Source organism: Streptomyces sp. NPDC048424 (assembly GCF_040651555.1).
Lineage (GTDB): Bacteria > Actinomycetota > Actinomycetes > Streptomycetales > Streptomycetaceae > Streptomyces.
In genome coordinates this window covers 201,678-225,857 of sequence record NZ_JBEZKE010000004.1, presented here as the reverse complement: position 1 = coordinate 225,857, position 24,180 = coordinate 201,678, and the positions used below count along the sequence as shown (strand labels likewise).

General features: G+C 73.3%; 20 protein-coding genes. 6 read left to right on the top strand and 14 right to left on the bottom strand.

Annotation, left to right across the window (positions count from 1 at the left end):
* Positions 1-17 precede the first annotated feature (17 nt).
* The 5 genes from AB0D29_RS07830 (at position 18) to AB0D29_RS07810 (ending at position 4,974) form a co-directional block, all read left to right on the top strand.
* Positions 18-1,505, top strand: coding sequence for a phosphatase PAP2 family protein (locus AB0D29_RS07830; RefSeq protein WP_362852667.1), 1,488 nt, complete (start codon positions 18-20; stop codon positions 1,503-1,505).
* A 148-nt stretch (positions 1,506-1,653) separates the two neighbouring features.
* Complete coding sequence (locus AB0D29_RS07825) at positions 1,654-1,881, top strand: hypothetical protein (RefSeq protein WP_362852666.1); 228 nt, start codon at positions 1,654-1,656, stop codon at positions 1,879-1,881.
* 216 nt (positions 1,882-2,097) lie between these two features.
* Positions 2,098-3,762, top strand: a complete 1,665-nt coding sequence (gene ettA / locus AB0D29_RS07820) for an energy-dependent translational throttle protein EttA (RefSeq protein ID WP_362852665.1) — start codon at positions 2,098-2,100, stop codon at positions 3,760-3,762.
* 10 nt (positions 3,763-3,772) lie between these two features.
* Positions 3,773-4,261, top strand: a complete 489-nt coding sequence (locus AB0D29_RS07815; RefSeq protein WP_362852664.1) for a thioesterase family protein — start codon at positions 3,773-3,775, stop codon at positions 4,259-4,261.
* Complete coding sequence (locus tag AB0D29_RS07810) at positions 4,258-4,974, top strand: hypothetical protein (protein ID WP_362852663.1); 717 nt, start codon at positions 4,258-4,260, stop codon at positions 4,972-4,974. Before AB0D29_RS07815 ends, AB0D29_RS07810 begins: the two co-directional genes overlap by 4 nt.
* A gap of 15 nt (positions 4,975-4,989) precedes the next feature.
* Here the strand turns inward: AB0D29_RS07810 and AB0D29_RS07805 are convergent, their stop codons facing one another.
* Positions 4,990-5,394 carry a globin gene (locus AB0D29_RS07805; RefSeq protein ID WP_362852662.1) on the bottom strand — a complete coding sequence of 135 codons (405 nt, stop codon included), beginning with the start codon at positions 5,392-5,394 and terminating at the stop codon, positions 4,990-4,992.
* A 145-nt stretch (positions 5,395-5,539) separates the two neighbouring features.
* On the opposite strand from AB0D29_RS07805, the gene AB0D29_RS07800 reads away from it, so the two are divergent.
* Positions 5,540-6,529 carry a methyltransferase domain-containing protein gene (locus AB0D29_RS07800; RefSeq protein ID WP_362852661.1) on the top strand — a complete coding sequence of 330 codons (990 nt, stop codon included), beginning with the start codon at positions 5,540-5,542 and terminating at the stop codon, positions 6,527-6,529.
* Here AB0D29_RS07800 and AB0D29_RS07795 read toward each other — a convergent pair whose 3' ends face one another.
* The 13 genes from AB0D29_RS07795 to AB0D29_RS07735 form a co-directional block, all read right to left on the bottom strand.
* Entirely contained in the window at positions 6,530-7,579 is a 1,050-nt protein-coding gene (locus tag AB0D29_RS07795; RefSeq protein WP_362852660.1) for an FHA domain-containing protein, read from the bottom strand.
* Between the two features lie 44 nt (positions 7,580-7,623).
* Positions 7,624-8,949 carry a VWA domain-containing protein gene (locus AB0D29_RS07790; RefSeq protein WP_362852659.1) on the bottom strand — a complete coding sequence of 442 codons (1,326 nt, stop codon included), beginning with the start codon at positions 8,947-8,949 and terminating at the stop codon, positions 7,624-7,626.
* 33 nt (positions 8,950-8,982) lie between these two features.
* Complete coding sequence (locus AB0D29_RS07785; protein WP_362852658.1) at positions 8,983-10,446, bottom strand: protein phosphatase 2C domain-containing protein; 1,464 nt, start codon at positions 10,444-10,446, stop codon at positions 8,983-8,985.
* Positions 10,447-10,449: 3 nt separating this feature from the next.
* The gene (locus AB0D29_RS07780) at positions 10,450-13,272 is read right to left on the bottom strand and encodes a tetratricopeptide repeat protein (protein ID WP_362852657.1); all 2,823 of its coding nucleotides are present in this window, start codon (positions 13,270-13,272) and stop codon (positions 10,450-10,452) included.
* Positions 13,269-14,558, bottom strand: coding sequence for a hypothetical protein (locus AB0D29_RS07775; RefSeq protein WP_362852815.1), 1,290 nt, complete (start codon positions 14,556-14,558; stop codon positions 13,269-13,271). Before AB0D29_RS07775 ends, AB0D29_RS07780 begins: the two co-directional genes overlap by 4 nt.
* Before the next feature lie 128 nt (positions 14,559-14,686).
* Positions 14,687-15,691 carry a glutamate ABC transporter substrate-binding protein gene (locus AB0D29_RS07770; RefSeq protein WP_362852814.1) on the bottom strand — a complete coding sequence of 335 codons (1,005 nt, stop codon included), beginning with the start codon at positions 15,689-15,691 and terminating at the stop codon, positions 14,687-14,689.
* Between the two features lie 80 nt (positions 15,692-15,771).
* A complete protein-coding gene (locus AB0D29_RS07765) occupies positions 15,772-17,064 on the bottom strand; it encodes a hypothetical protein (RefSeq protein WP_362852813.1) in 1,293 nt (430 codons plus the stop codon).
* Between the two features lie 324 nt (positions 17,065-17,388).
* Entirely contained in the window at positions 17,389-18,384 is a 996-nt protein-coding gene (locus AB0D29_RS07760; RefSeq protein ID WP_362852656.1) for a BadF/BadG/BcrA/BcrD ATPase family protein, read from the bottom strand.
* Positions 18,375-19,640 carry a 6-phospho-beta-glucosidase gene (locus AB0D29_RS07755; protein ID WP_362852655.1) on the bottom strand — a complete coding sequence of 422 codons (1,266 nt, stop codon included), beginning with the start codon at positions 19,638-19,640 and terminating at the stop codon, positions 18,375-18,377. The genes AB0D29_RS07760 and AB0D29_RS07755 overlap by 10 nt, the downstream gene beginning before the upstream one ends.
* A gap of 5 nt (positions 19,641-19,645) precedes the next feature.
* Complete coding sequence (locus AB0D29_RS07750) at positions 19,646-20,485, bottom strand: carbohydrate ABC transporter permease (RefSeq protein ID WP_362852654.1); 840 nt, start codon at positions 20,483-20,485, stop codon at positions 19,646-19,648.
* Positions 20,482-21,423, bottom strand: a complete 942-nt coding sequence (locus AB0D29_RS07745) for a sugar ABC transporter permease (RefSeq protein ID WP_362852653.1) — start codon at positions 21,421-21,423, stop codon at positions 20,482-20,484. Before AB0D29_RS07745 ends, AB0D29_RS07750 begins: the two co-directional genes overlap by 4 nt.
* A 6-nt stretch (positions 21,424-21,429) precedes the next feature.
* Positions 21,430-22,764, bottom strand: a complete 1,335-nt coding sequence (locus AB0D29_RS07740) for an ABC transporter substrate-binding protein (RefSeq protein ID WP_362852652.1) — start codon at positions 22,762-22,764, stop codon at positions 21,430-21,432.
* 66 nt (positions 22,765-22,830) lie between these two features.
* Positions 22,831-24,063 carry an ROK family transcriptional regulator gene (locus tag AB0D29_RS07735; protein ID WP_362852651.1) on the bottom strand — a complete coding sequence of 411 codons (1,233 nt, stop codon included), beginning with the start codon at positions 24,061-24,063 and terminating at the stop codon, positions 22,831-22,833.
* Positions 24,064-24,180: the final 117 nt, after the last annotated feature.

Below are 24,180 nucleotides of genomic sequence, written 5' to 3'. Positions count from 1 at the left end.
CCGGGTAGGGGCTGGGGATGGTTGATCAGGAACTGACCTGGCAGGGTGCCGTCGCCCGATGGGACCGGCAGTTGTTCGACGCGGTGGCCCGGCGGCACTGGCCCGGGGCCGACCGGGTGCTGCCCCGGCTCGGGCGCGCCGCGAACCACGGCGTGCTGTGGGGCGGGGCCGCCGCGGCGATCGCCGTCTTCGGCTCGGCCAAGGGCCGCAAGGCGGCCGGGCGCGCGGTCGCCTCGCTCGCGCTGGCCTCCGCGACCATCAACACCGTCGGCAAGTGGTCCGTGCGCCGGCCGCGGCCGCTGCTGGACGGGGTGCCCGCCGTGCGGCAGCTGGCGACGCAGCCGCAGACCACCTCCTTCCCGTCCGGGCACTCGGCATCGGCGTTCGCCTTCACCGCCGGGCTGGCGCTGGAGTCCCCGGGCTGGGCGGCGGCGCTGGCTCCGGTGGCCGCGTCCGTGGCCTTCTCCCGCGTCTACACCGGCGTGCACTACCCCTCCGACGTGGTCGCGGGCGCGGCGCTCGGGGTGGCCGCCGCCGGAGTCGTACGCCGCCTCGCGCGGGACGTACAGGAGGCCCGGGTCGTGCCGGGCGACGAACGGAAGGCCGCCGGGGCGCCCGCGCTGCCCGACGGGGCCGGGCTGACCGTGGTGGTCAACACCGGGTCGGGAACGGCCGCCGACGCGGGGCTCGACCTCCTGCGCACCCGGCTCCCCAAGGCCGAGGTGATCGAGTGCGCGGGCGAGGAACTGGTCCCCGCCCTGACGGCGGCGGCCGGGCGCGCCGCCGTGCTCGGGGTCTGCGGGGGCGACGGCACGGTCAACGCGGCCGCCACCGCCGCCCTGCGCGCCGGGGTACCGCTGGCCGTGTTCCCCGGCGGCACCCTCAACCACTTCGCGATGGACCTCGGCCTCGGCGGGAGCGAGGACACCTGCCGCGCCCTGGCCGACGGGCACGCCGTCCGCGTCGGCGTGGGCCGCTTCTCCCCCGGCCCCGGGGAAGGCCCGGCAGCGGAGCCCGGCTACTTCCTGAACAACTTCAGCATCGGCGCCTACCCGGAGCTGCTGGGCCACCGGCTGCGCTGGGGCCCGCGCATCGGCGGCGGCCCCGCCGCCCTGCTGGCGGCCTGGCGGGTGCTGCGCGCCCAGCGGCCCGTACGGCTGAGGCTCGCCGGGCGGCCCCGGAGCGTGTGGCTCCTCTTCGCGGGCAACGGCACCTACCACGGCACCGGCCCCACCCCCCGCCGCCGCGACAGCCTCGGCGAGGGCCTGCTCGACCTCCGGATCGTCTACGGCGGTGGCCGCCCCGGCCCCCGCCTGCTGGCCGCCGCCCTCGCGGGCCCCCTGAGCCGCTCCCCGGTCCACACCGCCACCCGCCTGCGCAGCCTCCGCATCGGCGACATCCCCCCGGGCACCCCGCTCGCCTACGACGGCGAATACGCCGAAGCCCCCACCGCCCTGGTCCTCGACGAGCTGCCGGAAGCCCTCACGGTCTACCGCCCCCACTGATCCCCCTCACGGGCCGACCGCCGGCGGTCGGCCCGTGACCGGACCCTCTCCCCGCTCCACAAGCGATTGCAGACTGCATCCTTCGGCCTACCGTGTTTTCGGCCCTGCGGAGGACGACCCTGCGCCGCCGCCGCGGGAGGGTTGATCCGTGCGAACAACCATCGGATACACCGTCGAAAGCATCGGCTACGTCATAGGAGCCCAGGGGCTCGTCAGCTTCGCCTCGCAGACCTTCTTCGGCACGGAGTGGGGCTGGATGCACAAGGTCGTCGACCTTCCGTCCGCCGCTTACCTCGGCGTCGTCGCCGTGGGGCTGGCGCTCATCCTCGGCGGGGTGAGGACGCGGAAGGCGCCCGAGCGCCGGGAAATCGCCTGACCGGCGGACCTTTCAGGCCCGCGGCTCCCCTGTCCACGCGGGAGCCGCGGCCGCCGGCGGCTACCGACGACGACCGACGGTGACCACAGCGTGAGACCGGCCCTCCCCGGCCGGGCCCCGGCTCAGGGGCCCGGGCCATACGCGTTTCCCCCGGGGTATGGACGCCTGGCAAGATGGGGTGTATCTGCCCACCATCGATCTGCCGGACGGTTTCTCTTGGCTGAGTTCATCTACACCATGCGCAAGACGCGCAAGGCGCACGGCGACAAGGTGATTCTTGATGACGTCACCCTGAACTTCCTGCCCGGCGCGAAGATCGGTGTGGTCGGCCCGAACGGTGCCGGTAAGTCCACCGTTCTGAAGATCATGGCGGGCCTGGAGCAGCCGTCCAACGGCGATGCCTTCATCACGCCCGGCTTCACCGTCGGCATCCTCATGCAGGAGCCCAAGCTCGACGAGTCGAAGACCGTCCTGGAGAACGTCCAGGACGGCGCCGCCGAGATCATGGGCAAGCTCAAGCGCTTCAACGAGGTCGCCGAGCTCATGGCGACCGACTACACCGACGCGCTCATGGACGAGATGGGCAAGCTCCAGGAGGACCTGGACCACGCCAACGCCTGGGACCTCGACGCCCAGCTGGAGCAGGCCATGGACGCCCTGGGCTGCCCGCCCGGCGACTGGCCCGTCACCAACCTCTCCGGTGGCGAGAAGCGCCGCGTCGCGCTCTGCAAGCTGCTGATCGAGGCCCCGGACCTGCTCCTCCTCGACGAGCCCACCAACCACCTCGACGCCGAGTCGGTGAACTGGCTGGAGCAGCACCTCTCCCAGTACAAGGGCGCCGTCGTGGCCGTGACCCACGACCGTTACTTCCTCAACAACGTCGCCGAGTGGATCCTCGAGCTCGACCGCGGCCGCGCGCACCCGTACGAGGGCAACTACTCCACCTACCTGGAGAAGAAGGCCACCCGTCTCAAGGTCGAGGGCCGCAAGGACGAGAAGCGCCAGAAGCGCCTCAAGGAAGAGCTGGAGTGGGTGCGGTCCAACGCCAAGGGGCGTCAGACCAAGTCCAAGGCCCGTCTGGCCCGCTACGAGGAGATGGCGGCCGAGGCGGACAAGATGCGGAAGCTGGACTTCGAGGAGATCCAGATCCCGCCGGGCCCGCGCCTCGGTTCCATCGTCGTCGAGGTCAACAACCTCTCCAAGGCCTTCGGCGACAAGGTGCTGATCGACGACCTGTCCTTCACCCTGCCGCGCAACGGCATCGTGGGCATCATCGGCCCCAACGGCGCCGGCAAGACCACGCTCTTCAAGATGATCCAGGGCCTGGAGACGCCGGACTCCGGCGCCATCAAGGTCGGCGAGACCGTCAAGATCTCGTACGTCGACCAGAGCCGCGCCAACATCGACCCCAAGAAGACCCTCTGGGCGGTCGTGTCGGACGAGCTGGACTACATCAACGTGGGCCAGGTCGAGATGCCGTCCCGCGCGTACGTCAGCGCCTTCGGCTTCAAGGGCCCGGACCAGCAGAAGCCGGCCGGCGTCCTCTCCGGTGGTGAGCGCAACCGCCTCAACCTGGCGCTGACGCTCAAGGAGGGCGGCAACCTGCTGCTCCTCGACGAGCCCACCAACGACCTCGACGTCGAGACCCTGTCCTCGCTCGAGAACGCGCTCCTCGAATTCCCCGGTGCGGCCGTGGTCATCTCCCACGACCGCTGGTTCCTCGACCGGGTCGCCACGCACATCCTGGCGTACGAGGGCGAGTCCAAGTGGTACTGGTTCGAGGGCAACTTCGAGTCGTACGAGAAGAACAAGGTCGAGCGTCTCGGTGCGGACGCCACCCGCCCGCACCGTGCCACCTACAAGAAGCTCACCCGAGGCTGAGGTAGCCGTCATGGCCAGACACCACTACCGGTGCCCCCTGCGCTGGGCGGACATGGATGCTTTCGGGCACGTCAACAACGTCGTCTTCCTCCGTTATCTGGAGGAGGCGCGGATCGACTTCATGTTCCGCCTCGCCCCGGGGGAGGGCAGCGAATCCTTCACGGGCGGCTCCGTCGTGGCCCGCCACGAGATCGACTACAAGCTGCCCCTCGTGCACCGTCACGAGCCGGTCCTCATCGAGTCCTGGGTGACCCGGATAGGCGCCGCGTCCCTGACCATCCGCTACGAGGTCAAGGACGAGGCGACCGAGGACGCGCCCGAGACGGTCTACGTGCGCGCCGAGACCGTGGTCGTGCCCTACGACCTCGCCGCGGGGCGGCCCCGCCGCATCACGGCCGAGGAGAGGCGCTTCCTGGAGGAGTACCTCGACGAGCCCGCGACCGCGTCCGCCTCTGCTTCCGCTGCCGGCGGCGGCCGGGAAGGACGCCTCGCGGCATGAACGAGCAGTTGCGCTTCGCCGACTCCGGGGAGGCGGCGGACCTCGCCGCCTTCCTGGGCCGGCTGGTGCACTACGACCGCGCCGCCGCCGTCCGCCTCCAGGCGGGCGGCGGTGCGCTCGGCGTGTTCGGACGGCCACCGTCCTTCGAGGTCCTGGCCATCCGTACGGTGCGGCTCGCCGCGCCCGTCACCACCCCCCTCGACCTGACCGTGTCCGCCGGCGAGCTCCTGGAGTCCGTGGACGAGGCCTCGGCCGCGGCCACCGTGCCCGGGCCGGTCACCGGACCGCCCTGGACCGGGGTGCTCCCGCCCCGCGGCGGCTGGCGGCAGCTGCCGGGGCTGCCCGGCCCCCGGGAGATGGGCGAGGCCGTGGCGGCGGCCGTCGCCGAGTTCCGCGCCCGCGACGAGGCCCTGCCCGTGCAGCACCGGACCCGGTCCGAGCGCGACCGCATCGGCCGCGAGATCTGGTCCCGCACCCTCGGCGACACCGAACTCCCGCTGCGCGTCGTCCACGCCGCGCAGTCCCTGGGCTTCCTGCGGCCGGTACGCGCCGCCGTGCCCGCCTCCGCCGCCCCCGTGTCCGCCGCCCCCGACCCCGTGGCGCTGCTCGCCGCCGGGACCTGGCTGCGGCTGCGGACCCCGTACGGCTCCGTCGCCACCCGCCGCCCCGGCGTCACCGGCGGCCTGGGCGCCCTCCAGGTCCGTCCGGTCTGACCCCGAGGACGGGCCCTAACCCGCCGTGTTGATCATCGAGGCGGCGGCGTACGTCAGGTACTTCCACAGCTGCGCCTCGTGCTCCGGCGCCAGGCCCAGCTCGTCCAGCGCGACCCGCATGTGCTTCAGCCAGGCGTCGTGCGCCGCCGCGTCCACCTGGAACGGCGCGTGCCGCATCCGCAGGCGCGGGTGCCCGCGGTGCTGGCTGTAGGTGGTCGGCCCGCCCCAGTACTGCATCAGGAACAGCGTGAACCGTTCCTCGGCGGGGCCCAGGTCCTCCTCCGGGTACATCGGGCGCAGCAGCGGGTCCTCCGCGACCCCCTCGTAGAAGCGCCGGACGAGGCGGCGGAAGGTGTCCTCGCCGCCCACCTGCTCGTAAAAGGTCTGCTCCTGAACCGTGCCCCGCGGAATCTCATTCACCCGACCATCGTCTCAGACACCCGGACGGAGGACCGGGGTCCTAGGACTCTTCGACGGGGGCCGACGGGGGGCCGACGGGGGGCCGGCGGGGGCCGGCCGGCGCCGCGCGTTCGCACGCGAAGGCCGTGCGCAGGACAGTGGAGGCATGGGCGCACACACCGCACGCACCGAGACGCGCGATCTGCGGGAGACCGCGCACGCCGCCCAGGTGCGGGAGCTGACCGCTGCCGGGGTGCTGGAGGATCCGCTGTGGCGGGCGGCGTTCGCCGCCGTGCCCCGGCACGTCTTCGTCCCCTACTTCTGGACCGGCCGCGGCGCCGGCCACGAGCGGCTCTGGGCCGAGGACCCCGACCCCGAGCGCCGGGCCCGCTGGCTGCGCGGGGTCTACGTCGACACCCCGCTGGCGACCCGGCTGCGCGACGGCCGGCTGGTCTCCTCCAGCAGCCAGCCCTCCCTGATGGCGAAGATGCTGCACGCCCTCGACGTGCGCGACGGCGACGACGTCCTGGAGGTCGGAGCGGGCACCGGCTACAACGCGGCCCTGCTCTGCCACCGGCTCGGCGAGGAGCACGTCACCACCGTGGACCTGGACGAGGAGATCACCGATTCCGCGCGGGCGCACCTGGCCCGGCTCGGCTACCATCCGGCGGTGGTCACCGGGGACGGCGCGCGCGGCTGCCCCTCCCGGGCCCCGTTCGACCGGATCATGGTGACCTGCACCCTGCCGCTGATCCCGTACGCCTGGCTCGGCCAGTGCCGGCCGGGCGCTCGGATCCTGGCCCCGCTGTCGACCGGGCTGATCGCGCTCACGGTGCGGGACGCCGGTTTCGCGGAGGGCCGCTTCCTGCACACCTCGGCGTACTTCGTCCCGCTGCGCGGAGCGACGGCCTCCGCGTCGCTCGAGCCGGGCGGGGTGGCGTACGGGCTCCCGTACGAGCTGGTGGAGAACGAGCGGTTCCAGTTCATGCTCGTGCTGACGGCGGGCGTACTGCACCCGCGCGAGGCCCTGGACCTGTGGCGCAGCGAGGGCCGTCCGGCCCGCGAGCGCTTCGGCGTCTCGGTCAGCCCGGAGGGCCAGTGGTCATGGCTCGACGATCCCCAGGGGCCCTACGTATGGCCCCTGGGGGAGGCGTGATCAGCCGCGGCGGATGGTGATCGTGGTCCAGGCGCCCACGTGGACGCGGTCGCCGTCGGTGAGCGGGACCGGGACGTAGGGCTGGATCGGCTCCTCGCCGCCGTTGATGGTGGTGCCGTTGGTGGAGTTCTGGTCCACCACCGCCCAGCTGAGGTCGGGCTGCTGGACGAGGACCGCGTGCTGGTGGGAGACGCCCGGGTCCTCCGGGGGCACCGACAGGTCGATGTCGGGGGACTCGCCCGTGGAGGCGCGGCGGCGGCCGATGGTGATCTGCCCGCCGGAGAGCGGAAGGTGCTGCTCCGGGGAGTAGGCGGGCAGGTTGAGCCCCGCCGCCTCGGGGCCGCTGCGCTGCATCATCGCCATGAAGTACGAGCGGTCGGGGCCGATCGTCGCGGACCAGGCGCCGCCCTGAGGCGGGAACGGCTGGTGCTGCTGAGGCGGAGGCTGCTGCTGGTACTGCTGCTGCGCCGGGGCCTGCTGCTGGTACTCCTGCTGGTACTCCCGCTGCGGAGGCGGCGGGGGCTGCTGCTGGTACTGGGGCTGCGCGGGCTGCTGGTACTCCCGCGGCTGCTCGTGCGCGGGCGGCGGCAGCAGCCAGTCGTCCTCGCGCTGGAGCGGCTCGGCCGGCCGGTTGACCCGGGACGGCCGCGAGCCCTGGTACTCGAAGTGGTCCTGGGAGTAGTTCCCGGGAGCGGGCACGGGCGGCGGAGGCGTGCCACCGGGGCCGGGACCGGGACCCGGGCCGGGACCGGGAACGGAGCCCGCACCGGTCGGCTGCGGGCCCGCGTCCGGCGCCGGCGGCGCGTACGAGGTCGCCGAACGGGTCAGGAAGTTGTACCGGCACTCCTCGCAGAAGGGGGCCATGGCCTCGCGCGGGGTCCGGCACTGCGGGCAGAGCTCGGCCTGGGCGGTCGGTTCACCGGCGGTCGGGGGGAAACCGTAGCCGTAGGAGGGCACCGCGGGAGGCCCCTCCGGGGCACCCATGCGGTGGCCGCAGACCTCGCACCAGTCGTCGGAGGCGGACTGGTGCCCGTTCGGGCAGGTCGGCATGGCGGCGCTTCCCCCTTCTTCTCCCTGCGTCTTCACGTCAGGTCTCAGGACTTCTTCACTCGGACGGTCTGCGTCGATCGCGTTTCAAGAGTCATCTCGTCGGCATCGGCGACCCTGGCTTTCAGCCGCACAGTACCCGCCACGGCGTCCACGACATCCACCACCTTCGCCAGGAGTCTGGCTGTGTCGGCGTTGCCGGAGGCACTCGCCAGTTGTACGGCGCGTCCCAGTTTGGCCGTGGCCCCATCGACATCGCCCAGTTTGCGGGCTTCCAGACCCTGTTGGATAGCCTGCGCCAGCTCCGCCTGCCCGGTGTAGTGGGCGACCTGAGGGCTGATGGCGGTGGACGCGGCCAGATCGGTCGTCCACACCGCGCGCACCAGGCCCTGGGCGAGAACGGTCTCGGACCCGCCCGCCGCTCCCGGCAGGACGAGCGTCGCGCGGGCGGCGAGCATCTCCTGGCCGACGGCGGCGCCCGGGACGCGCACGCACACGTGGTACTCGCGGGACTCGTCGCCCCACGAGCCGGTCGGATAGTCGCCCGCGCGCGGGCCGGCCGCGACGCGGCGCTCGGTCAGGTCCTGCACGGTGGGTGCGACCTGCTTCACGTACTGGATCTCCGCGCCGACCGGGGTCCACAGGCGCAGGGCGACGTCCGCGACCTCCTTGCCCATGACGTTCTCCATCATGCGCGTGAAGTCCTCGGTGAGGTGCGCCGGGTCGGCCACGATGTCGGCGGAGCCGAGCAGCGCGCTCGCGATGCCCGTGACCTCCTTCACCTCCCAGTCGGTGCCCACCCCGCGGGCGTCGCAGGTGAAGCGGCCCGCGCAGGCGTCGAGGGTGGCCCGGAGCACCGCCGGCTCCTCGTGCTCGTTGCGGCCGTCGGTGAGCAGGATCCCGTGCCGGATGACGGCCGTCGAGCCGCGCAGCAGGCCGTCGGCGAGGCGCAGCCAGGTTCCGATGGCGGTGCCGCCGCCGGAACTGAGCCCGCGCAGGGCCTCCTTGGCCTGGGCCCGGGTCGTCGGGTCGGCCACGGCGAGGCGGCCCTGGCCCGGGTAGACCTCCTTGGCCACGTGCGTACCGGCGATCACGGCGAAGGCGGTGCCGTCGCGCAGGGTGTCGACGGCCGCCGCCGTGGCCTCGCGGGCGCCCCGCATCTTCTCCGCCGGGTACTCCATGGACCCCGAGCAGTCGACCATGATCACGACGGCGGCCGTGCCGTCGGCGGCCGCCGTCCGGGTGGCGGCGGCGCCACCGCTGGCGGTGACGGTGACGATGGCATGGACGTCCCGCCCGCCCTCGGGGAGGAACTCGTTCTGGTACACCTCCACGGCGAAGCGCGGGGCGCTCGGTTTGGCGAAATTCGCCATCGGTGGGACTCCTAGGGTGCTCGGGCAGGCGGGTCAGACCTGCGGGCGCGCTTCCGGTTCCGGTCGTGCTGCCGGGCCCGGCTCCGCATCGGGTCCCGGTTGCTGCTCGGGGTGCGTGGCGAACGGCACCACCGCCACCGTGACGTTGTCGTGGCCGCCGCCGTCGAGGGCGTGTCCCACGAGGACCTGCGCGCTGTGCAGCGGGCGGGTCGCGGCGTCGGCGGGCAGCACCTGGGCCATCTCCCGTGCGGACTCCGCGTAGTTCCACAGTCCGTCGGTGCAGACCACCACCACCCCGGGGTGGTCGGGCTTGAAGGTCGCGGTGTGCGGTTCGAGGTCGTACGCGTCGGCGCCCAGCCAGCCGGTGATGGCGTGCGCGCGGACGTCCGCGTAGGCCTCGGCCTCGCCCATCAGACCGGCGGCGACCATCTGCGCGGCCCACGAGTCGTCCTCGGTGAGCCGGCGCGGCAGCGCGGCACGGTCGTCGGGCACCCAGTACGCACGGCTGTCGCCCACCCAGCCGATGGTCAGCAGGCCGCCGCTGACGACCGCGCCCACCAAGGTGCAGGCGGGGGCGTTCTGCGCGCCCGGGGTCTCCGGGGCCAGGGCGTTCACCGCGGCGGCGGCGGCCAGGATCGCCTCGTGCATGGCCTCCTGCGGGTGGGCTCCGCGCGGCAGCGCCTCCAGCAGCGCCTCGTTGGCGGCTCCGGCCGCGGCGGCCGAGGCCTCGTCGGGGCGGCTCGCGGAGGAGACGCCGTCGCAGACGATGGCCACGGTGGCGGCGGATCCGTCGGGCAGGGCGGTGGCCGCCACGGCGAAGGAGTCCTCGTTGCGGTGGTGGCGCAGCCCCCGGTCACTGACCGCGGCGACGCTCCCGAGCTCCTCTTCGAGGTGGTCCCGCTCCCGGGGCTGCGCGTGCCCGCAGTGCTCGCAGTACCCGTCGGTGTCCACGTGTCCGGCCCGGCAGGCGACGCAGGTCTTGCCGCCGGCCGCCGCGCCGGGCTGCGGCACGTTCTCGTACGGGGCCGTCTCGTACGGGGCTTCGCCCGTGCCCCACGCCGTCCCCTCCGGGGGCGTGCCGGTGCCGTACGGGCCCTCGTGGCCCGGGCTCCCGTACGCGGCCTCGGCCCGGTCCGGGCTCCCGTACGCGGCCTCGGCCGGGCTCGGCTGCGGCAGCAGCCCGGGCTCCTGCGCGGCGGCGCTCCAGCCGGCCGGCTCGTCGACCAGTGTCGGCGCGGCCGCGGCCACGCTGCCCCAGCCGGGCGCCGGTTCGGCGGCGCCGTCGTGGTGCGCGCCGGGAGTCGCCGGGGTGCCGTAGCCGCCCGCGGGGGCGACCGACGGGGCCGGTGGAGCCGGTGGGATGGGCATGGTCGGATGGTCCGCGGACGCAGCCGGGGGAGGAGCGGTCACGGCGTAGCCGCAGACGCCGCAGAAACGGTCACCCTCCTCCAGGGGTTCCGCGCAGCTGGGGCAGCCCGACAGCCGATGCATCGACATCACTCACACCCACGTCCGGGGACGGAAACGGTTTGCCCGCTCCACCAGTTCGATCCTCTCCTCGCCACGCCGCGCCAGCCGTGCGAGGACGCGGTACGAGCGCTCCAGTCCGAAGCGCAGGCCCCGCTCGTCCAGTTGACTGCCGAGCAGCGAGGTCCGACCGGGGTCGGAACCCCGGCTACCCGACAGTACCCAGTCCAGGGCCGAGCCCAGAACCTCCGTCGCGAGCCGCTCCTGCCGCTCCGGGTCCAGCCCGAACCGCCGCAGGGCCTCCACCTGGTCGGCTGCCGCCGCCAGGTCGGCCAGCAGCGCCTCCTGCGGGGACCGGTCGTGCAGACGTGCGCGTACCGCCGCCACCCGGGCGGCGGTGTAGTGGATGGACGCCTCCGGGACGGACTCCAGCGTCCGCACGGCCGCGTCCCGGTCACCGGCGGCCAGCTGGACCCGGGCCAGCCCGAAGGCCGCGCTCACGAATCCCGGGTCGGTGATCCACACGAGCCGGTAGTACTCGGCGGCGTTGTCCAGCTGGCCCAGCACCTCCGCGCACAGCCCGAGGGCCAGCTTCGGCGCGGGCTCGCCCGGGAAGGCGTCGTAGATCGCGTCGAAGGACAGGGCCGCGATCTCGTTGTCACCGGTGGCCAGCGAGGCGATGCCACGGGCCCACACCACCCGCCAGTCGTCCGGATGCCGGGCCTCCAGCTCGAGCAGGGTGTGCCCGGCCGAGGACAGCTCGCCCAGCTCCAGCCGGGCCCGCAGCTCGCGCAGCCGCAGCTCGGCCGAGTCTGCGGGCGCCGCGGCCAGTGCGCCCAGCAGGTCGCCCGGCGCGGAGGCCAGCAGACCCGTCAGGAAACCGGCGTTCGGATCGGCCGCGTCCACCAGCGGCACGGGCAGCGCCAGCGCGGTGTCGCGGGCGTCGAGGGTGGTCGTTCCCGCCGGGGGCGCCGCCGCGGTGGGAGCGGCCGGGGACACCGGAGCCGGTACGGGACCGGGGCCCGGCGCCTGCCGGGCCCGGGGCACGGCCGCACCCGCCACGTGCGTGGCGGTGGTCCCGAGCGCGTGCGCCGCGCCGGGCAGGGGCGTCCCGCCCGGCGGGGTGCCCGGCAGCCCGGGCGCACCGGCCAGGCTGCCCGCGGGCAGGGCCGTCCCGCTGTGCGCGGGCCCCCACGCGCCGGAAACCGCGGTGGGCGGGGCCGCCGCGCCGCCCGGCGCGTGCGTTCCCGCGGGACGGGCCGGGCCGCGGCCGAGCGCCCCGAGCAGCCCGCCACCCCGCCGGGAGGCGACCGGGCGGTGGCCCAGCCGGGACGCGACCGTGCCCGGCGCGTCGGCGAACAGCTGCGTGTCCGGAACGCGCAGTTCCGGGCCGAAGAGGGTCGACAGCTGCGGCCGAGGCCGGCCGGTCTGGAGCGCGACCACCTCGCGCAGCACGCCCGTCAGCTGGTCCGCCATCTCCTGCGCGGAGGAGAACCGCCGCCCCGGATCGGGGTCGGTCGCCCGGACGAGCAGCCGGTAGAAGGACTCGTACCGTCTGAACACCTCGATGTGCTCGGGGTCCGGCAGCGAATCCACGAACACGTTGGTGTAGCCCTGGAAGTCGAAGGTCAGGACCGCCAGCGTCCGCGCCACCGTGTAGAGGTCGGAGGCGACCGACGGGCCCAGCTCCGCGACCTCCGGCGCCTGGTAGCCCACCGTGCCGTAGATGGCCGACTCCTCGTCGTCCATCCGGCGCACCGCGCCCATGTCGATCAGCTTCAGCTGGTCCTGCTGCTGGATCGCGTTGTCGACCTTGAAGTCGCAGTACAGGAGGTTCCTGCTGTGCAGGTGGCCCAGCGCCTCCAGTGCCTCGATCCCGTACGCGCACGCCTGCTCCACCGGCAGCGGATCGCGCCGCCCGTCCGGCCGCCGCCGCTCGTTCGCGATCTCCTTCAGCGACTTGCCGCCGACGTACTCCATGACGATGTACCCGTCCAGCGAACCGGTCCGCTGGTCCAGGTGCTCCACGAAGTTGTAGATCCGCACGATGTTCGAGTGCTCGATCTCCGCGAGGAAGCGCCGCTCCGATATCGCGGCCTCCATCGCGTCCTGGTCGCCCGTGTCGAGCAGGCCCTTCAGGACCACCCACCGGTCCGCGACCGCCCGGTCCACCGCCAGGTACACCCAGCCGAGACCGCCGTGCGCGAGGCAGCCCGCCACCTCGTACTGGCCGCGCACCACATCGCCCGAGTTCAGCTTGGGCACGAAGGAGTACGGGTGCCCGCACTTCGTGCAGAACCCTTCCGTCCGGCCCGGCCGGTCCCCGCGGGAGCGGCCCACCGGGGCCCCGCAGTCCGAGCGCGAGCAGAACCGCTTGCGCTCCGGCACCTCCGGGTTCTCCAGGACCGCCGCCGAAGGATCCGGACGCGGCACCTCCGGAACGTTGACCAGCCCGGCTCCCAGCCGGCTGCGCCCCGAGGAAGCGGCCGAGCCCGAACTGCGCACCGACACCGACCGGGTGGACGCCGTCCCCGGAAGGGACCGCGACAGCCGCCCCGACACCGAGCGACGGGAGGAGGAGGACCGGGAGGAGCGGGCCGAGGCCGAGGACCGCGCCGAGCCGTGGGAGCCCTGCGACCCCATCGACCCACGAGACCCCCGGGACCCGCCGGACCCCAGCGAACCCCGGGCCGCGCTCGTCATCCCCGTCGGGGGCGACACCAGCTCGTCCGCACCCGCCGCGACCGAGCCGATCGGCGCCAGCCCGCACGTGTCGCAGTACAGCTCGCCGCCGCCCATGTCCTCGTACGTCCCCGGGCAGCCGGGGCGAACGCACGCGGTTCCGACCAGACTCATGCGTCCTCCTTCCCCGGCCCCTCCGGCCGGAACTGCTCGGGTCGATGATCTTCGTGCCTCGCCTGCTGCGGCACAAGCGATTCCGCCGCCGCCTGCTGATAGCGCAGGACGGCCTGCTCGGCGGCCCGCAGGTCACAGGGCGCGCTCCACAGCATCCGGCGGGCCGCGTCGTACCGCTCGACCAGCACCGGATCCTCCGCCATTCCGTGGCGGGCCACCTTCGCCTTGTACGCGTCGAGCCGCCCCCGCAGCTCGGCCCGCACCGCCAGTGGCGCCGTCACCGCTGTCAACGATTCACGGGCCCGTCGCAGTTCCTCCTCGGCCCGCACCTCCAGCGATTCCAGCAGCGGCGAGAGCCGGTGCCAGCGCGACTGGCGCCGGTGCTCGGCCGCCGCCGCCAGCTGCTCCTGCAGCACCGTCGGCGGGCCGCTCACCGCCGGCACCTCGGACGCGGCGATCTTCGCCAGCACCTCGCCGCGCGCCGTCCGCGCCTCCGCCAGCGTCCGATCCGCCCGCGAGAGCACGTCCCGCAGGCTGATCAGCCGCTGCTCGGCGTCCTGCCGCACGTCCAGCACCGCCTCGACCTCCCGGCGTACGTCCTCCAGCGCGAGCGCCGCCCGGTCGTAGCGCCCGGTGTCCGGACGGCCACCGCCCGGCGCCGCGCTCCCCGCCGCCGGCAGCCAGAACGCCAGCGGGTCCGCGATCACCTGCGCCCGCAGCTGCGTCAGCTCGGCCGTGATGTCCTCCAGGTCGTCGCCCGAAGGGTGCTCACCCGGGCGCACCCCCACCGAGTGGGCCAGCGAGCGGGTGCGGTGCAGCTCGGCCGCCAGCAGGTCGATCCGAGCCGGCAGCGCCGACCACACCGCATCCGCGGCGACCACCACGTCCAGCGAACGCGCGTACAGATCGTTCATCCGCGCCACCAGCTCGGCGAGCGAGAGCCGCTCCGCCAGCGCGACCCCCTCCGCCGCCGCCCCGGCGATCAGCACCCCGGGCCCGCGCAGCCGCTCCGTCAGCTCGATCAGATCGTCGCGGTTCGGCCAGCGGCGCCGTTCCCGGACCTCCCGGGCGGCCGTCAGGGCCCCGCTGTAGGCGTCGAAATACGTCCACAGCCGGGTGATGTCCGCGTCGGCGGCCGCCCACCGGTCCTTGGTGATCCCGGTCAGCGCGGCCCCCTCCAGCAGCCGGCGCCCCGCGTGGTCCTGGAGGGCGAGCAGCGAGGTCTCGACGGCCTCGTGCTCCGCGCCCAGCCTGGCCAGGGCGCGGTCGACGCCGTCCCGGTCCATCACTGCCGAACCCGCCTCCACCGACTGTGCCTCCGCTTCCGCTGCCGCCTCCGTGTCCCTCTCCGCGTGTTCCGCGCGCTCCGTGTCCGGGCCCGCGCCCGGTCCCGTGCCCGAAACCGGCACCGGCCTCAGCCGTCCCGGTACTTGGGGGCGGGCGGCGCGGACACACCGGGCAGCACGGGCTGGAGGTGCTTGAGGTACGCCTTCATCCAGGGGCTGTCATTGCCGCCCGCGCGGTAGTTCTCCAGCACCTTGTTGACCCGGCGGACCAGGTCCGAGGCGTCCTTGTTCATCGCCACCCCGTAGAACTCCCGGGTGAAGGGCGAGCCCACCAGCTGCACCGAGGGGTCCTGCGCGGCCTGCCCGGCCGCGAGGGCGTTGTCCGTGATGATGCCGTCGACCTCGCCCAGCTGGAGCCGCACCAGGCAGTCCAGCTGGTTGGCCACGGTGACCGGGACCGAACCGTACGACTGCGACTTCAGCGCCGCCTCCGCCGTGGAACCGGCCGCGAAGCAGATCCGCTTGTCCTTCAGCGAGGTGTCGTACCCGGTGATCGCCGAACCCTTGGGGGCCAGCACCTGCTGCCCCGCCTCGAAGTAGGCCGTCGAGAAGGCGACGTCCTCCAGCCGCTTGCAGTTGATGGTCATGGTCCGCACGACGATGTCGACACGGCCCTCCTGGAGGGCCGGGACGCGCTGACTGGTCGGGATGGCCCGGTAGATCACCGCGTTCTCGTCGCCCAGGATGTCCCGGGCGATGGCTTTGACCAGGTCGATGTCGAAGCCGTCGAGACGGCTGCCCTCCGCGGTCTGGTTGCGGTAGCCCCAGCGGAAGCTGTTCTGGTCGACGCCGGCGACGAGCTTGCCCGCCGCCTTGATCCGCGCGATGGCCGCCCCGTCCACGTCGGACGGGCGCAGGCTCGCCTCCGGGTCCTGGCAGGTGTCGGTCAGGGCCCACGGCGCGGCCGGGGCCACCGCCATCGAGGCCGGCTTGCGGACCGCCGGCCCGCCGGTGTCGGGCGTCGCGTGGGCCAGCGGCAGCAGCACGACCGCGGCCGTCACCGCACAGGCGACGGCCATCGCGCTCACACCGCCCCAGCCGCGCAGCCGGCCCGCGGCCCGCCTCAGCCGCATGCCGGACACGGCACCGCCCTCGTGGCTCCCGTACCCCTCGTGACCTTCGGCGGCCCGCCCCGCTCGTATCCGCATCGCCTTCACCTGTACTCCGAAAGCCTGCGCCCGATACCGAGCACCGCCGCCGCCGCGCCGATGACCACCAGGGCCGCCGCGCCCGTCACCAGACCGCCCAGCGCACCGAGCCCGTCCCGCGCGGCCCGGGTGAACTCCCGCTGCTCGTGCGCCACGGCCTGGTCCAGGGAGGCGTCCACCGTGTCGAAGGCGGCCCCGCTGCTCTCCTTGTGCTTCTCGTCCCCGACGACCTGGGGCAGCGCGGCTTCGTAGTCGCCCTTCAAGTCCGCCTCCCTGGCCGCCGTGTGCCGCTGCTTCCACTGCTCCACGCCGTCCACGGCACGGCTCACCGGGCTCCGGCCGGCCTCGTCGTCGGCCAGCCGCAGCGCGGTCGCCAGCCCGGCGTCCAACTGGTTCATGTTGTTCGTGAAGTCCACGTCGTACTTGTCGGACTTCTTGTCCTCCGCCAGTACGGCGCCCCGCGCGATCAGGGTCAGGTTCTCACCGGCCCGCGCCTGCAAGGAGGCGATCCGCGCGTCGTTGAGCACCTTCATCGACTCCTGCCCGTCCGCCCGCGCTTCACTCAGCGAGGACCGCGCCACCGTGTGGCCCACGGCCAGCCACAGCAGCACCACCACCGACGCGGCCGTCGCGGCCAGCAGCCCGTGGTTGAAGACCCGGTTCGTGTGCCGGTAGTTGCGCCGCTGCGCCCACACCAGGCCGGCGACCGCGAGCAGGCCCGCGCCGAGCGAGGCCAGCGGCCAGGACCGGGCGTCGTCGTAGTCGTCGTAGAGCCGGCCGGTCTCCGCCTCGTACAGCCGCTGCGCGGCGGGCAGCAGCTGGGTGGTCATCTGCTCGTTGGCGTACCGGAGGTAGGCGCCGCCCAGCGGCAGCCCCTGCCGGTTGGTGGCCCGGGCCTGCTCGATCAGGCCGGTGTAGCGCGGCAACTGCTCGCTCAGCAGGGCGATCTGCTCGCGTGAGTCCTCGTTGCCGCCCGTGTTGGCGGCCGCGCTCACCAGCAGCTTGGAGGCGTTGGCGATGTCCCTCTCGTACCGCTGACGGACCTCGCGCGGCTCCTGGGCGCCCAGGAGGAAGCCGCTGGAGGAAGTCGTGTCGGCGTCCGCGAGCGAGCGGTAGATGCTCGCCGCGTCCGCGCTCAGCGGCTGGCTGCGGCCCACCACGTCGTCGGCGGCGGTGGTCCGCTCGGAGATCTCCCACACGCTCACCGTGCCGAACAGCACGATCAGGGCGGCCAGTGCGGCGCCGATGATCCGCAGCCGGCCCGGCTCGGTGGTCGCCGCCTCGCGCAGCCGCTCCACGCCCTCGGCCCAGGCGGTGCTCCGCCCGGGCGGCCCGTCGGGCGGCGGAGCCGACGCCCCGGCGGGCGGCACGGCAACACCGCCCCCGGGCGCGGGCGCGCGTGATGTGATCGCCACCGTGACCTCCCCCTCGGTCCTGTCGTCCCCCGGCCAACGGCGGGAGGCACCCCCTGCGCAGCAGTATGGACGTAGTGCCGGTCGACCACAGCACCCGGTGCTGCATCCGGGACGATCCATCCCCGTGGGCGCCCTCCGTCACCCCTTCACCGTCAATACGCGTGCACGTGCGCCACGGTTCCAGACCGGCGGCCTTCCGGGGCGGGTTCACCCGAAATGGGCACGGAGTTTTCCGTAGGCGGGGGGTGGGGAGCCGAGGGCGTCGAGGCCCAGGAGGCCGGCGCCCAGGACCGGGGGGGCCGTGACCACGTGGATCCGGGCGTGCGGGGCGCGTTCGGCGAGGCGCTCCGCGATCCGGTCGTTCAGCTGCGGGTGCCGGGCCGCCAGGACGCCGCCGCCCAGGACCACCGGCACCTCCTCGTGCAGCAGGCCCAGGCGGCCCAGTGCCACCGAGGCCATGGCCGCGATCTCGTCCGCCTGCCGGCGCACCAGGGACAGGGCGACCGGGTCCCCGGCGGCGGCCACCGCGAACAGCACCGGGGTCAGTTCGTGGCGCCGCCCCGCCGGGATCCGGCCCAGGTGAAGCGCTTCGATCAGCGCGGCCATCGAGTCGTGGCCCAGGTGCGCGGGCAGGGCCCGGGCCAGTTCCGTCGGCTCGCCCCGCCCGTCCTCGGCCCGGGCCGCGCACCACAGGGCCTCCTCGGCCAGTCCGCCCCCGCCGCCCCAGTCGCCGGAGATCCGTCCGATCGCGGGGAAGCGCGCGGTCCGCCCGTCCGGGGTCATCCCGACGCAGTTGATGCCGGCCCCGCACACCACCGCGACGCCGCGCGGTTCGGCGCCCACGGGCAGGCCGGCGCGCAGCAGGGCGAAGGTGTCGTTGTGCACCTCCGTCACGCGCCCCCAGTCGCGACGCTTGATCTCGCGCGCCAGCTGCCGCTCCTCCAGCGGGAAGTCCGCGTTGGCCAGGCAGGCCGACACGTGTTCGGCGCAGGGCCCGAGGCCGCGTTGCTCCCGGTGGTCCAGCCCGGCGTCGGCCATCGCCTCGGCCAGTACGTCGACGGCCGCGGACACCCCCGTACGGGACGGCTGGAAGCCCCCGGCCTGCCCGGAGCACAGCACCGAGCCGTCCGGGCCGATCAGGGCCACGTCCGTCTTGCTGTTGCCCGCGTCGATCGCCAGGACGGAACAGAGGCTCACGCCCATGCCAGGTGCTCCTTGTTGTGCGCGAGGAGGCGGTCGGTCAGCCCCTCGGCCAGGTCGTACTGGCCGACCAGCGGGTGCGCGAGCAGGGCCTTGAAGACCCGCTCGCGCCCGCCGCGCAGGGCCGCGTCCAGTGCGAGGTCCTCGTACGCGCTCACGTGCGAGACCAGCCCGGCGTAGAGCGGGTCCAGCCGCGGGGCCGCCAGCGGGCGCGGGCCCGAGGCGTCGACGCGCGCCTGCACCTCGACGACCGCGTCGTCGGGGAGGAAGGGCAGCGTGCCGTTGTTGTACGTGTTGACGACCTGGAGGGCCGGGCCGCCGTCGCCCAGCAGCGAGGCCGCCAGGTCCACGGCGGCCTCCGAGTAGAAGGCGCCGCCCCGCTTGGCGAGCAGCGCCGGCTTCTCGTCCAGCGCGGGGTCCGCGTACAGGGCGAGCAGTTCCCGCTCCATCGCGGCGACCTCGGCGGCCCGCGAGGGCTTCGTGCCCAGCTCCCGTACGACCTCGTCGTGGGCGTAGAAGTAGCGCAGGTAGTACGAGGGCACGACGCCGAGCCGGTCCAGCACCGCCCGCGGCAGGCGGAGGTCCCCGGCGATCGCCTCCCCGTGCGCGGCGAGCAGCCGCGGCAGCAGGTCCTCGCCGTCCGGGCCGCCGCGGCGCACGCCCAGTTCCCAGGTGAGGTGGTTGAGGCCCACGTGGTCCAGGTGGATGTCGCCGGGGGCCAGGTCCAGCAGGGTCGCGAACTTGCGCTGGAGGCCGATGGCGACGTTGCACAGCCCGACGGCCTTGTGTCCGGCCCGCAGGAGGGCGCGGGTGACGATCCCCACCGGGTTGGTGAAGTCGATGATCCACGCGTCCGGGTTGGCCCGGCGGACCCGTTCGGCGATGTCGAGGACCACCGGGACCGTGCGCAGTGCCTTGGCGAGGCCGCCCGCGCCGGTGGTCTCCTGCCCGACGCAGCCGCACTCCAGGGGCCAGGTCTCGTCCTGGAGCCGGGCGGCCTGTCCGCCGATGCGCAGCTGGAGCAGGACGGCGTCGGCCCCGTCGACCCCCGCGTCGAGGTCGGCGGTGGTGGTCACCCGGCCCGGGTGCCCCTGCCGGGCGAGGATGCGCCGGGCCAGGCCGCCGATGAGTTCGAGCCGGTCGGTGGCCGGGTCGATCAGGACGAGTTCGGTGACCGGCAGGGTGTCGCGCAGCCGTGCGAAGCCGTCGATCAGTTCGGGGGTGTAGGTGGAACCGCCGCCCACCACTGCGAGTTTCATTGCCGTCAGCCTTTCACGCCGGTCAGGGTGACTCCCTCGACGAACGCCTTCTGGGCGAGGAAGAAGAGGACGATCACCGGGGCCATGACCAGCACGGTCGCGGCCATGGTCAGGTTCCAGTTCGTGTGGTGCGCGCCCTTGAAGGACTCCAGGCCGTAACTGAGGGTCCAGGCGGCCGGGTTGTCGGAGGCGTAGATCTGCGGGCCGAAGTAGTCGTTCCAGGCGTAGAAGAACTGGAACAGGGCGACGGCGGCGATCCCCGGTCTGGCCATCGGGAGGACCACGCGCAGCAGGGTGCGGACCTCGCCGCAGCCGTCGACGCGGGCCGCGTCCAGGTACTCGTCGGGGATGGTCAGCAGGAACTGGCGGAGCAGGAAGATGGAGAAGGCGTCGCCGAAGGCCATCGGGACGATCAGCGGCCACAGGGTGCCGGACAGGTCGAGCTGTTTGGCCCAGAAGAGGTACATGGGGATGACGACCACCTGCGGCGGCAGCATCATCATGGCGATCACGAGCAGCAGCGAGAGCCGTCGCCAGCGGAAGCGGAACTTGGCGAGGGCGTAGGCGACGGGCACGGAGGAGACCACGGTCAACAGGGTGCCGAGCCCGGCGTACAACAGGGTGTTGCGCCACCAGGTCAGGAAGCCGGGCGTGTTCCACACCGTGGCGTAGTTGTCCCATTCCCAGGTATCGGGCCACAGGTCGCGGGTCAGTGCCTGGCGGTCGCCCATCAGGGAGGTGAGCAGGAGGAAGACGAAGGGGAGGACGAAGAAGAGGGCCGCGGCCACGCCGAGCGCGTGGACGGCGATCCAGTGCAGTACGGCCTTGCGTCCGTGCGCGTTCACTCGCCGGCTCCGATCAGTCCGCCACGGCGCCGCATCAGGAGCGCGGTGAAGGCCATGGAGAGGGCGAACAGGACGAGCGCGACGACACACGCCGTGCCGTAGTCGAAGCGCTGGAAGCCGAGGTTGTAGACGAGCTGCGGCAGGGTCAGGGTGGACTTGTCGGGGTAGCCCGGCTCGAACTGCTGGCCGGAGCCGCCGATCACCCCCGCCGCGACCTTTCCCGCGACCAGCGGCTGGGCGTAGTACTGCATGGCCTGGATGACGCCGGTGACCACGGCGAAGGCGATGATCGGCGAGATGTTGGGCAGGGTGATGTGCCGGAACCGCGCCCAGGCCCCGGCTCCGTCCAGCTCGGCGGCCTCGTACTGCTCCTTCGGTACGTCGAGCAGCGCGGCCATGAAGATGACCATCAGGTCGCCCACCCCCCACAGGGCGAGGGCGGTGAGCGCGGGCTTGGACCAGTCGGCGTCGGTGAACCAGCCCGGGGTGGGCAGTCCCATGGCGTCCAGCAGGGTGTTGGCGGGGCCGGTGCCGGGGTTGAGCAGGAAGACGAAGGCCAGGGTGGCGGCGACGGGCGGGGCCAGGTAGGGCAGGTAGAACAGGGTCCGGAAGATCCCGACCCCCGTCTTGATCTTCGTGACGAGCAGGCCGACGCCGAGGCCGAAGACGACTCGGCAGGTCACCATCACCAGCACGAGCCACAGGGTGTTGCGCATCGCCGGCCAGAAGAGCGGATAGTCGGTGAAGACGTAGCTCCAGTTGTCCGTGCCGTTGAAGGCGGGCGGCCGGAAGCCGTCGTACTTGGTGAAGGAGAAGTACAGGGTGGACAGCAGCGGGTAGGCGAAGAAGACGGCGAACCCGATGAGCCAGGGGGACATGAAAGCCGCGGTGCGCAGGGCGGAGCGGCGGCGCTTCGACCGCAGGGTGGGGGTGGTCATCCGGGGCTACTTCGCCTTCGCGATGTCCGTGTCGATCTGCTGGTCGGCCTTGGCGAGACCGGCCGGGATGTCGGCCACGTCGCCCTTCTCGACCCCGTACGCGAAGTCCTCGAAGGTCAGCTGGTAGGTGCCGCCGTCGGCCTGGGCCGGGGTGGTGCTGGACTTCGGGTGCCGGGCGATGTCGAGGAAGGTCTTGAACTCCGGGGTCACCTGGAGGTTCGGGGACTCCAGGGCCGCCAGGGTGGAGGGCACGTTGTGGATGGCGTTGGCGAAGGCCACGACCGCCTCGGTGTCGGTGGTCATGTACTTGACCAGTTCCCAGGCGGCGTTCTGCTTCTTGCTGCCGGCGGCGATGCCCATGATCGTGCCCGAGAGGTAGCCCTTGCCGTAGTCGGCGGCCTGCTCGTCCGGGACGGGCAGCGGCGCGGTGCCGATCTCGAACGCGACCCCGGCCTCCCCGGCCATCGGGGCCCGCCATTCGCCGTCGATCTGCATCGCGACCAGCCCCAGGTGGAAGGGGTGCTCGGCGCTCCACTCGTCACCGAAGGTGTTGCGGAACCTCTCCAGCTTCTCGTAGCCGCCGAGCTTGTCCACCAGGTCCTTCTGGGCGGTCAGCATCTTGGCGAAGGCCGGGTCCCCGGCCAGGTTGGACTTGCCGTCGGCGCCGAAGTACGTGGCGCCCCACTGCGCCGCGAGCCGCGTCGGCTTGGTCTCGTAGCCGTGGAAGGTGGGCATCAGGCCGACCTGCTCGTACGAGTCCCCCTTGGGTTTGGTCAGTTTCTGTGCGACCTCGGTGAACTGGCTCCACGTCCTGGGGGGTTCGGTGATGCCGGCGGCCGCAAAGGCGGTCTTGTTGTAGACGAGGCCGTACGCGTCGTGCAGCAGCGGCAGCGTGCACTGGTTGCCGTCGAACTGGGTGTACTCCAGCAGGGTCTTGGGGAAGACCTTCGTCTTGTCGACCCCGGACTTCCGCAGGAAGGGGTTGAGGTCGGCGAAGGCGCGGGAGTTGCAGAACTTGCCGACGCTGTCGGTGGTGAAGGAGGACACCACGTCGGGGGCCTTGTCCCCGCCCGCCCGCAGGGCCTGGTTGATCTTGTCGTCGGTCATGTTGCCGGTGACCTTGACCTTGATGTTGGGGTGCGCCTGCTGGAAGCGGGCGATGTTGTCCTCGATCGCCTTGGCCTCGCTCGGTGCGGACCAGCCGTGCCAGAAGTTGAGGGTGACGTCCGCCTTCGGGTCGTCGGAGGCGGTGTCGGCGCCTTGGCCCGTACAGGCCGTGGCGAGTGCGGATATCGCGACGAGGAGGGCTGCTGCGGTGGTCAGGCGTCCGGTTCTGGGCATGGCGGGGCTCGCTCTCTGCGGGAGACGAAACTTCCGGTGGGGACCGTTCGGGGCCGGTGGGGCGGTTCAGCGGGAGGTGTCGAACACTTCGTCGCGGGTGGCGGCCAGCGCGCTCTCCAGCGCGCCGTGCAGGACCGGCCGTTCCCGTACCTCGCCGGGGACCAGCCGGGGCCGGGAGGGGGCCAGTTCGGCGAGCTCGGCCTCCAGCAGCGCGCGCAGCGGTTCGCCGCCCGCGCTGATCGCGGCCCCGGACAGGACCACGATCTCCGGGTCCAGGACGGCGACGAGCGAGGCCAGACCGGTGGCGAGCGCGGTGGCGTACGCCTGGAGGAAGCTCAGGTGCGCGCCCTCGGGCGCGGCCGCGGCCTGCCCGAGCAGGGCGACGGCGGCGGCGACCTCCGGGCTGTGCGCGGTGTCCGGTCCGTGCGGGGTGCCGGCGGCGGGCCCGGGCGCGGCCACGCCCAGTTCCGCGGCGAGCCGGGGCAGTCCCTCCACGCCCGCCAGATCCTGGTAGCCGCCGGAGTTGGCCCGGGTGACCTGCCGGACCAGGGGGCGGCCGGGCACGGGCAGGAAGCCCACCTCGCCCGCGCCGCCGGTCCAGCCGCGGTGCAGCCGGCCGCCGAGCACCAGGGCGGCGCCGAGGCCCTCCTCGTTCCAGAGCAGGACGAAGTCCTCGTGGCCGCGGGCCGCGCCGAGGCGCTGTTCGGCGACGGCGGCGAGGTTGACGTCGTTCTCGTACTCCACGGGCATCGGCAGCGCCGCCGCCAGGTCGTCGAGCAGGGTGGGGGAGTGCCAGCCGGGCAGGTGGCTGGCGTAGCGCAGCCGGCCGGTCTGCGGGTCGAAGGCGCCGGGGGTGGCGATGACCACCCGGTGCAGGTCGGAGCGGTGCAGCCCGGCGGCCTTGACGGCGCCGCCGAGGGCCTCGGTCACCTGGTCCACGGCCTGGGCGCCCTCGGTGTACGGGACCTCGTGGGAGGCGATGACCGTGCCGGTGAGGTCGGCGACGGCCGCCAGCACGCGCCCCGGGGTGACGTCGAGCCCGCCGACGTACGCGGCCCGGGGGTTGAGCGAGTACAGCTGTGCGCTGGGGCCGGGGCGGCCGCCGTCGGTGCCGGTGGCCAGGACGAGTCCGGCCGCTTCCAGGCGGGCCAGCAGCTGGGAGGCGGTGGGTTTGGACAGTCCGGTCAGGTGCCCGATGCGGGTCCGCGAGAGAGGGCCGTGCGTCAGCAGGAGTTCGAGCGCGGCCCTGTCGTTCATGGCGCGCAGCAGACTGGGCGTTCCGGGCGTGGCTGCGGGCATGGAGCGGTCTCTCCCTCACCGAGGCGATCTGTTAGGTAAGTTTCCTATCACCGTTTGATCCGTGTCAATGCCGCTGCCCCGCAGGTCATTCGCGAATGACCTGCGGGGCAGCGGGGA

Excerpts from the sequence above, each read along its gene's own strand:
- AB0D29_RS07760 (WP_362852656.1), bottom strand. The coding sequence starts at position 18,384 with ATGGGCGTGAGCCTCTGTTCCGTCCTGGCGATCGACGCGGGCAACAGC.
- AB0D29_RS07745 (WP_362852653.1), bottom strand. The coding sequence starts at position 21,423 with ATGACCACCCCCACCCTGCGGTCGAAGCGCCGCCGCTCCGCCCTGCGC.
- AB0D29_RS07790 (WP_362852659.1), bottom strand. The coding sequence starts at position 8,949 with ATGGCGAATTTCGCCAAACCGAGCGCCCCGCGCTTCGCCGTGGAGGTG.
- AB0D29_RS07755 (WP_362852655.1), bottom strand. The coding sequence starts at position 19,640 with ATGAAACTCGCAGTGGTGGGCGGCGGTTCCACCTACACCCCCGAACTG.
- AB0D29_RS07795 (WP_362852660.1), bottom strand. The coding sequence starts at position 7,579 with ATGCCGACCTGCCCGAACGGGCACCAGTCCGCCTCCGACGACTGGTGC.
- AB0D29_RS07815 (WP_362852664.1), top strand. The coding sequence starts at position 3,773 with ATGGCCAGACACCACTACCGGTGCCCCCTGCGCTGGGCGGACATGGAT.
- AB0D29_RS07785 (WP_362852658.1), bottom strand. The coding sequence starts at position 10,446 with ATGTCGATGCATCGGCTGTCGGGCTGCCCCAGCTGCGCGGAACCCCTG.
- AB0D29_RS07735 (WP_362852651.1), bottom strand. The coding sequence starts at position 24,063 with ATGCCCGCAGCCACGCCCGGAACGCCCAGTCTGCTGCGCGCCATGAAC.
- AB0D29_RS07740 (WP_362852652.1), bottom strand. The coding sequence starts at position 22,764 with ATGCCCAGAACCGGACGCCTGACCACCGCAGCAGCCCTCCTCGTCGCG.
- AB0D29_RS07775 (WP_362852815.1), bottom strand. The coding sequence starts at position 14,558 with ATGGACCGGGACGGCGTCGACCGCGCCCTGGCCAGGCTGGGCGCGGAG.
- AB0D29_RS07770 (WP_362852814.1), bottom strand. The coding sequence starts at position 15,691 with ATGCGGCTGAGGCGGGCCGCGGGCCGGCTGCGCGGCTGGGGCGGTGTG.
- AB0D29_RS07810 (WP_362852663.1), top strand. The coding sequence starts at position 4,258 with ATGAACGAGCAGTTGCGCTTCGCCGACTCCGGGGAGGCGGCGGACCTC.
- AB0D29_RS07830 (WP_362852667.1), top strand. The coding sequence starts at position 18 with ATGGTTGATCAGGAACTGACCTGGCAGGGTGCCGTCGCCCGATGGGAC.
- AB0D29_RS07780 (WP_362852657.1), bottom strand. The coding sequence starts at position 13,272 with ATGAGTCTGGTCGGAACCGCGTGCGTTCGCCCCGGCTGCCCGGGGACG.
- AB0D29_RS07800 (WP_362852661.1), top strand. The coding sequence starts at position 5,540 with ATGGGCGCACACACCGCACGCACCGAGACGCGCGATCTGCGGGAGACC.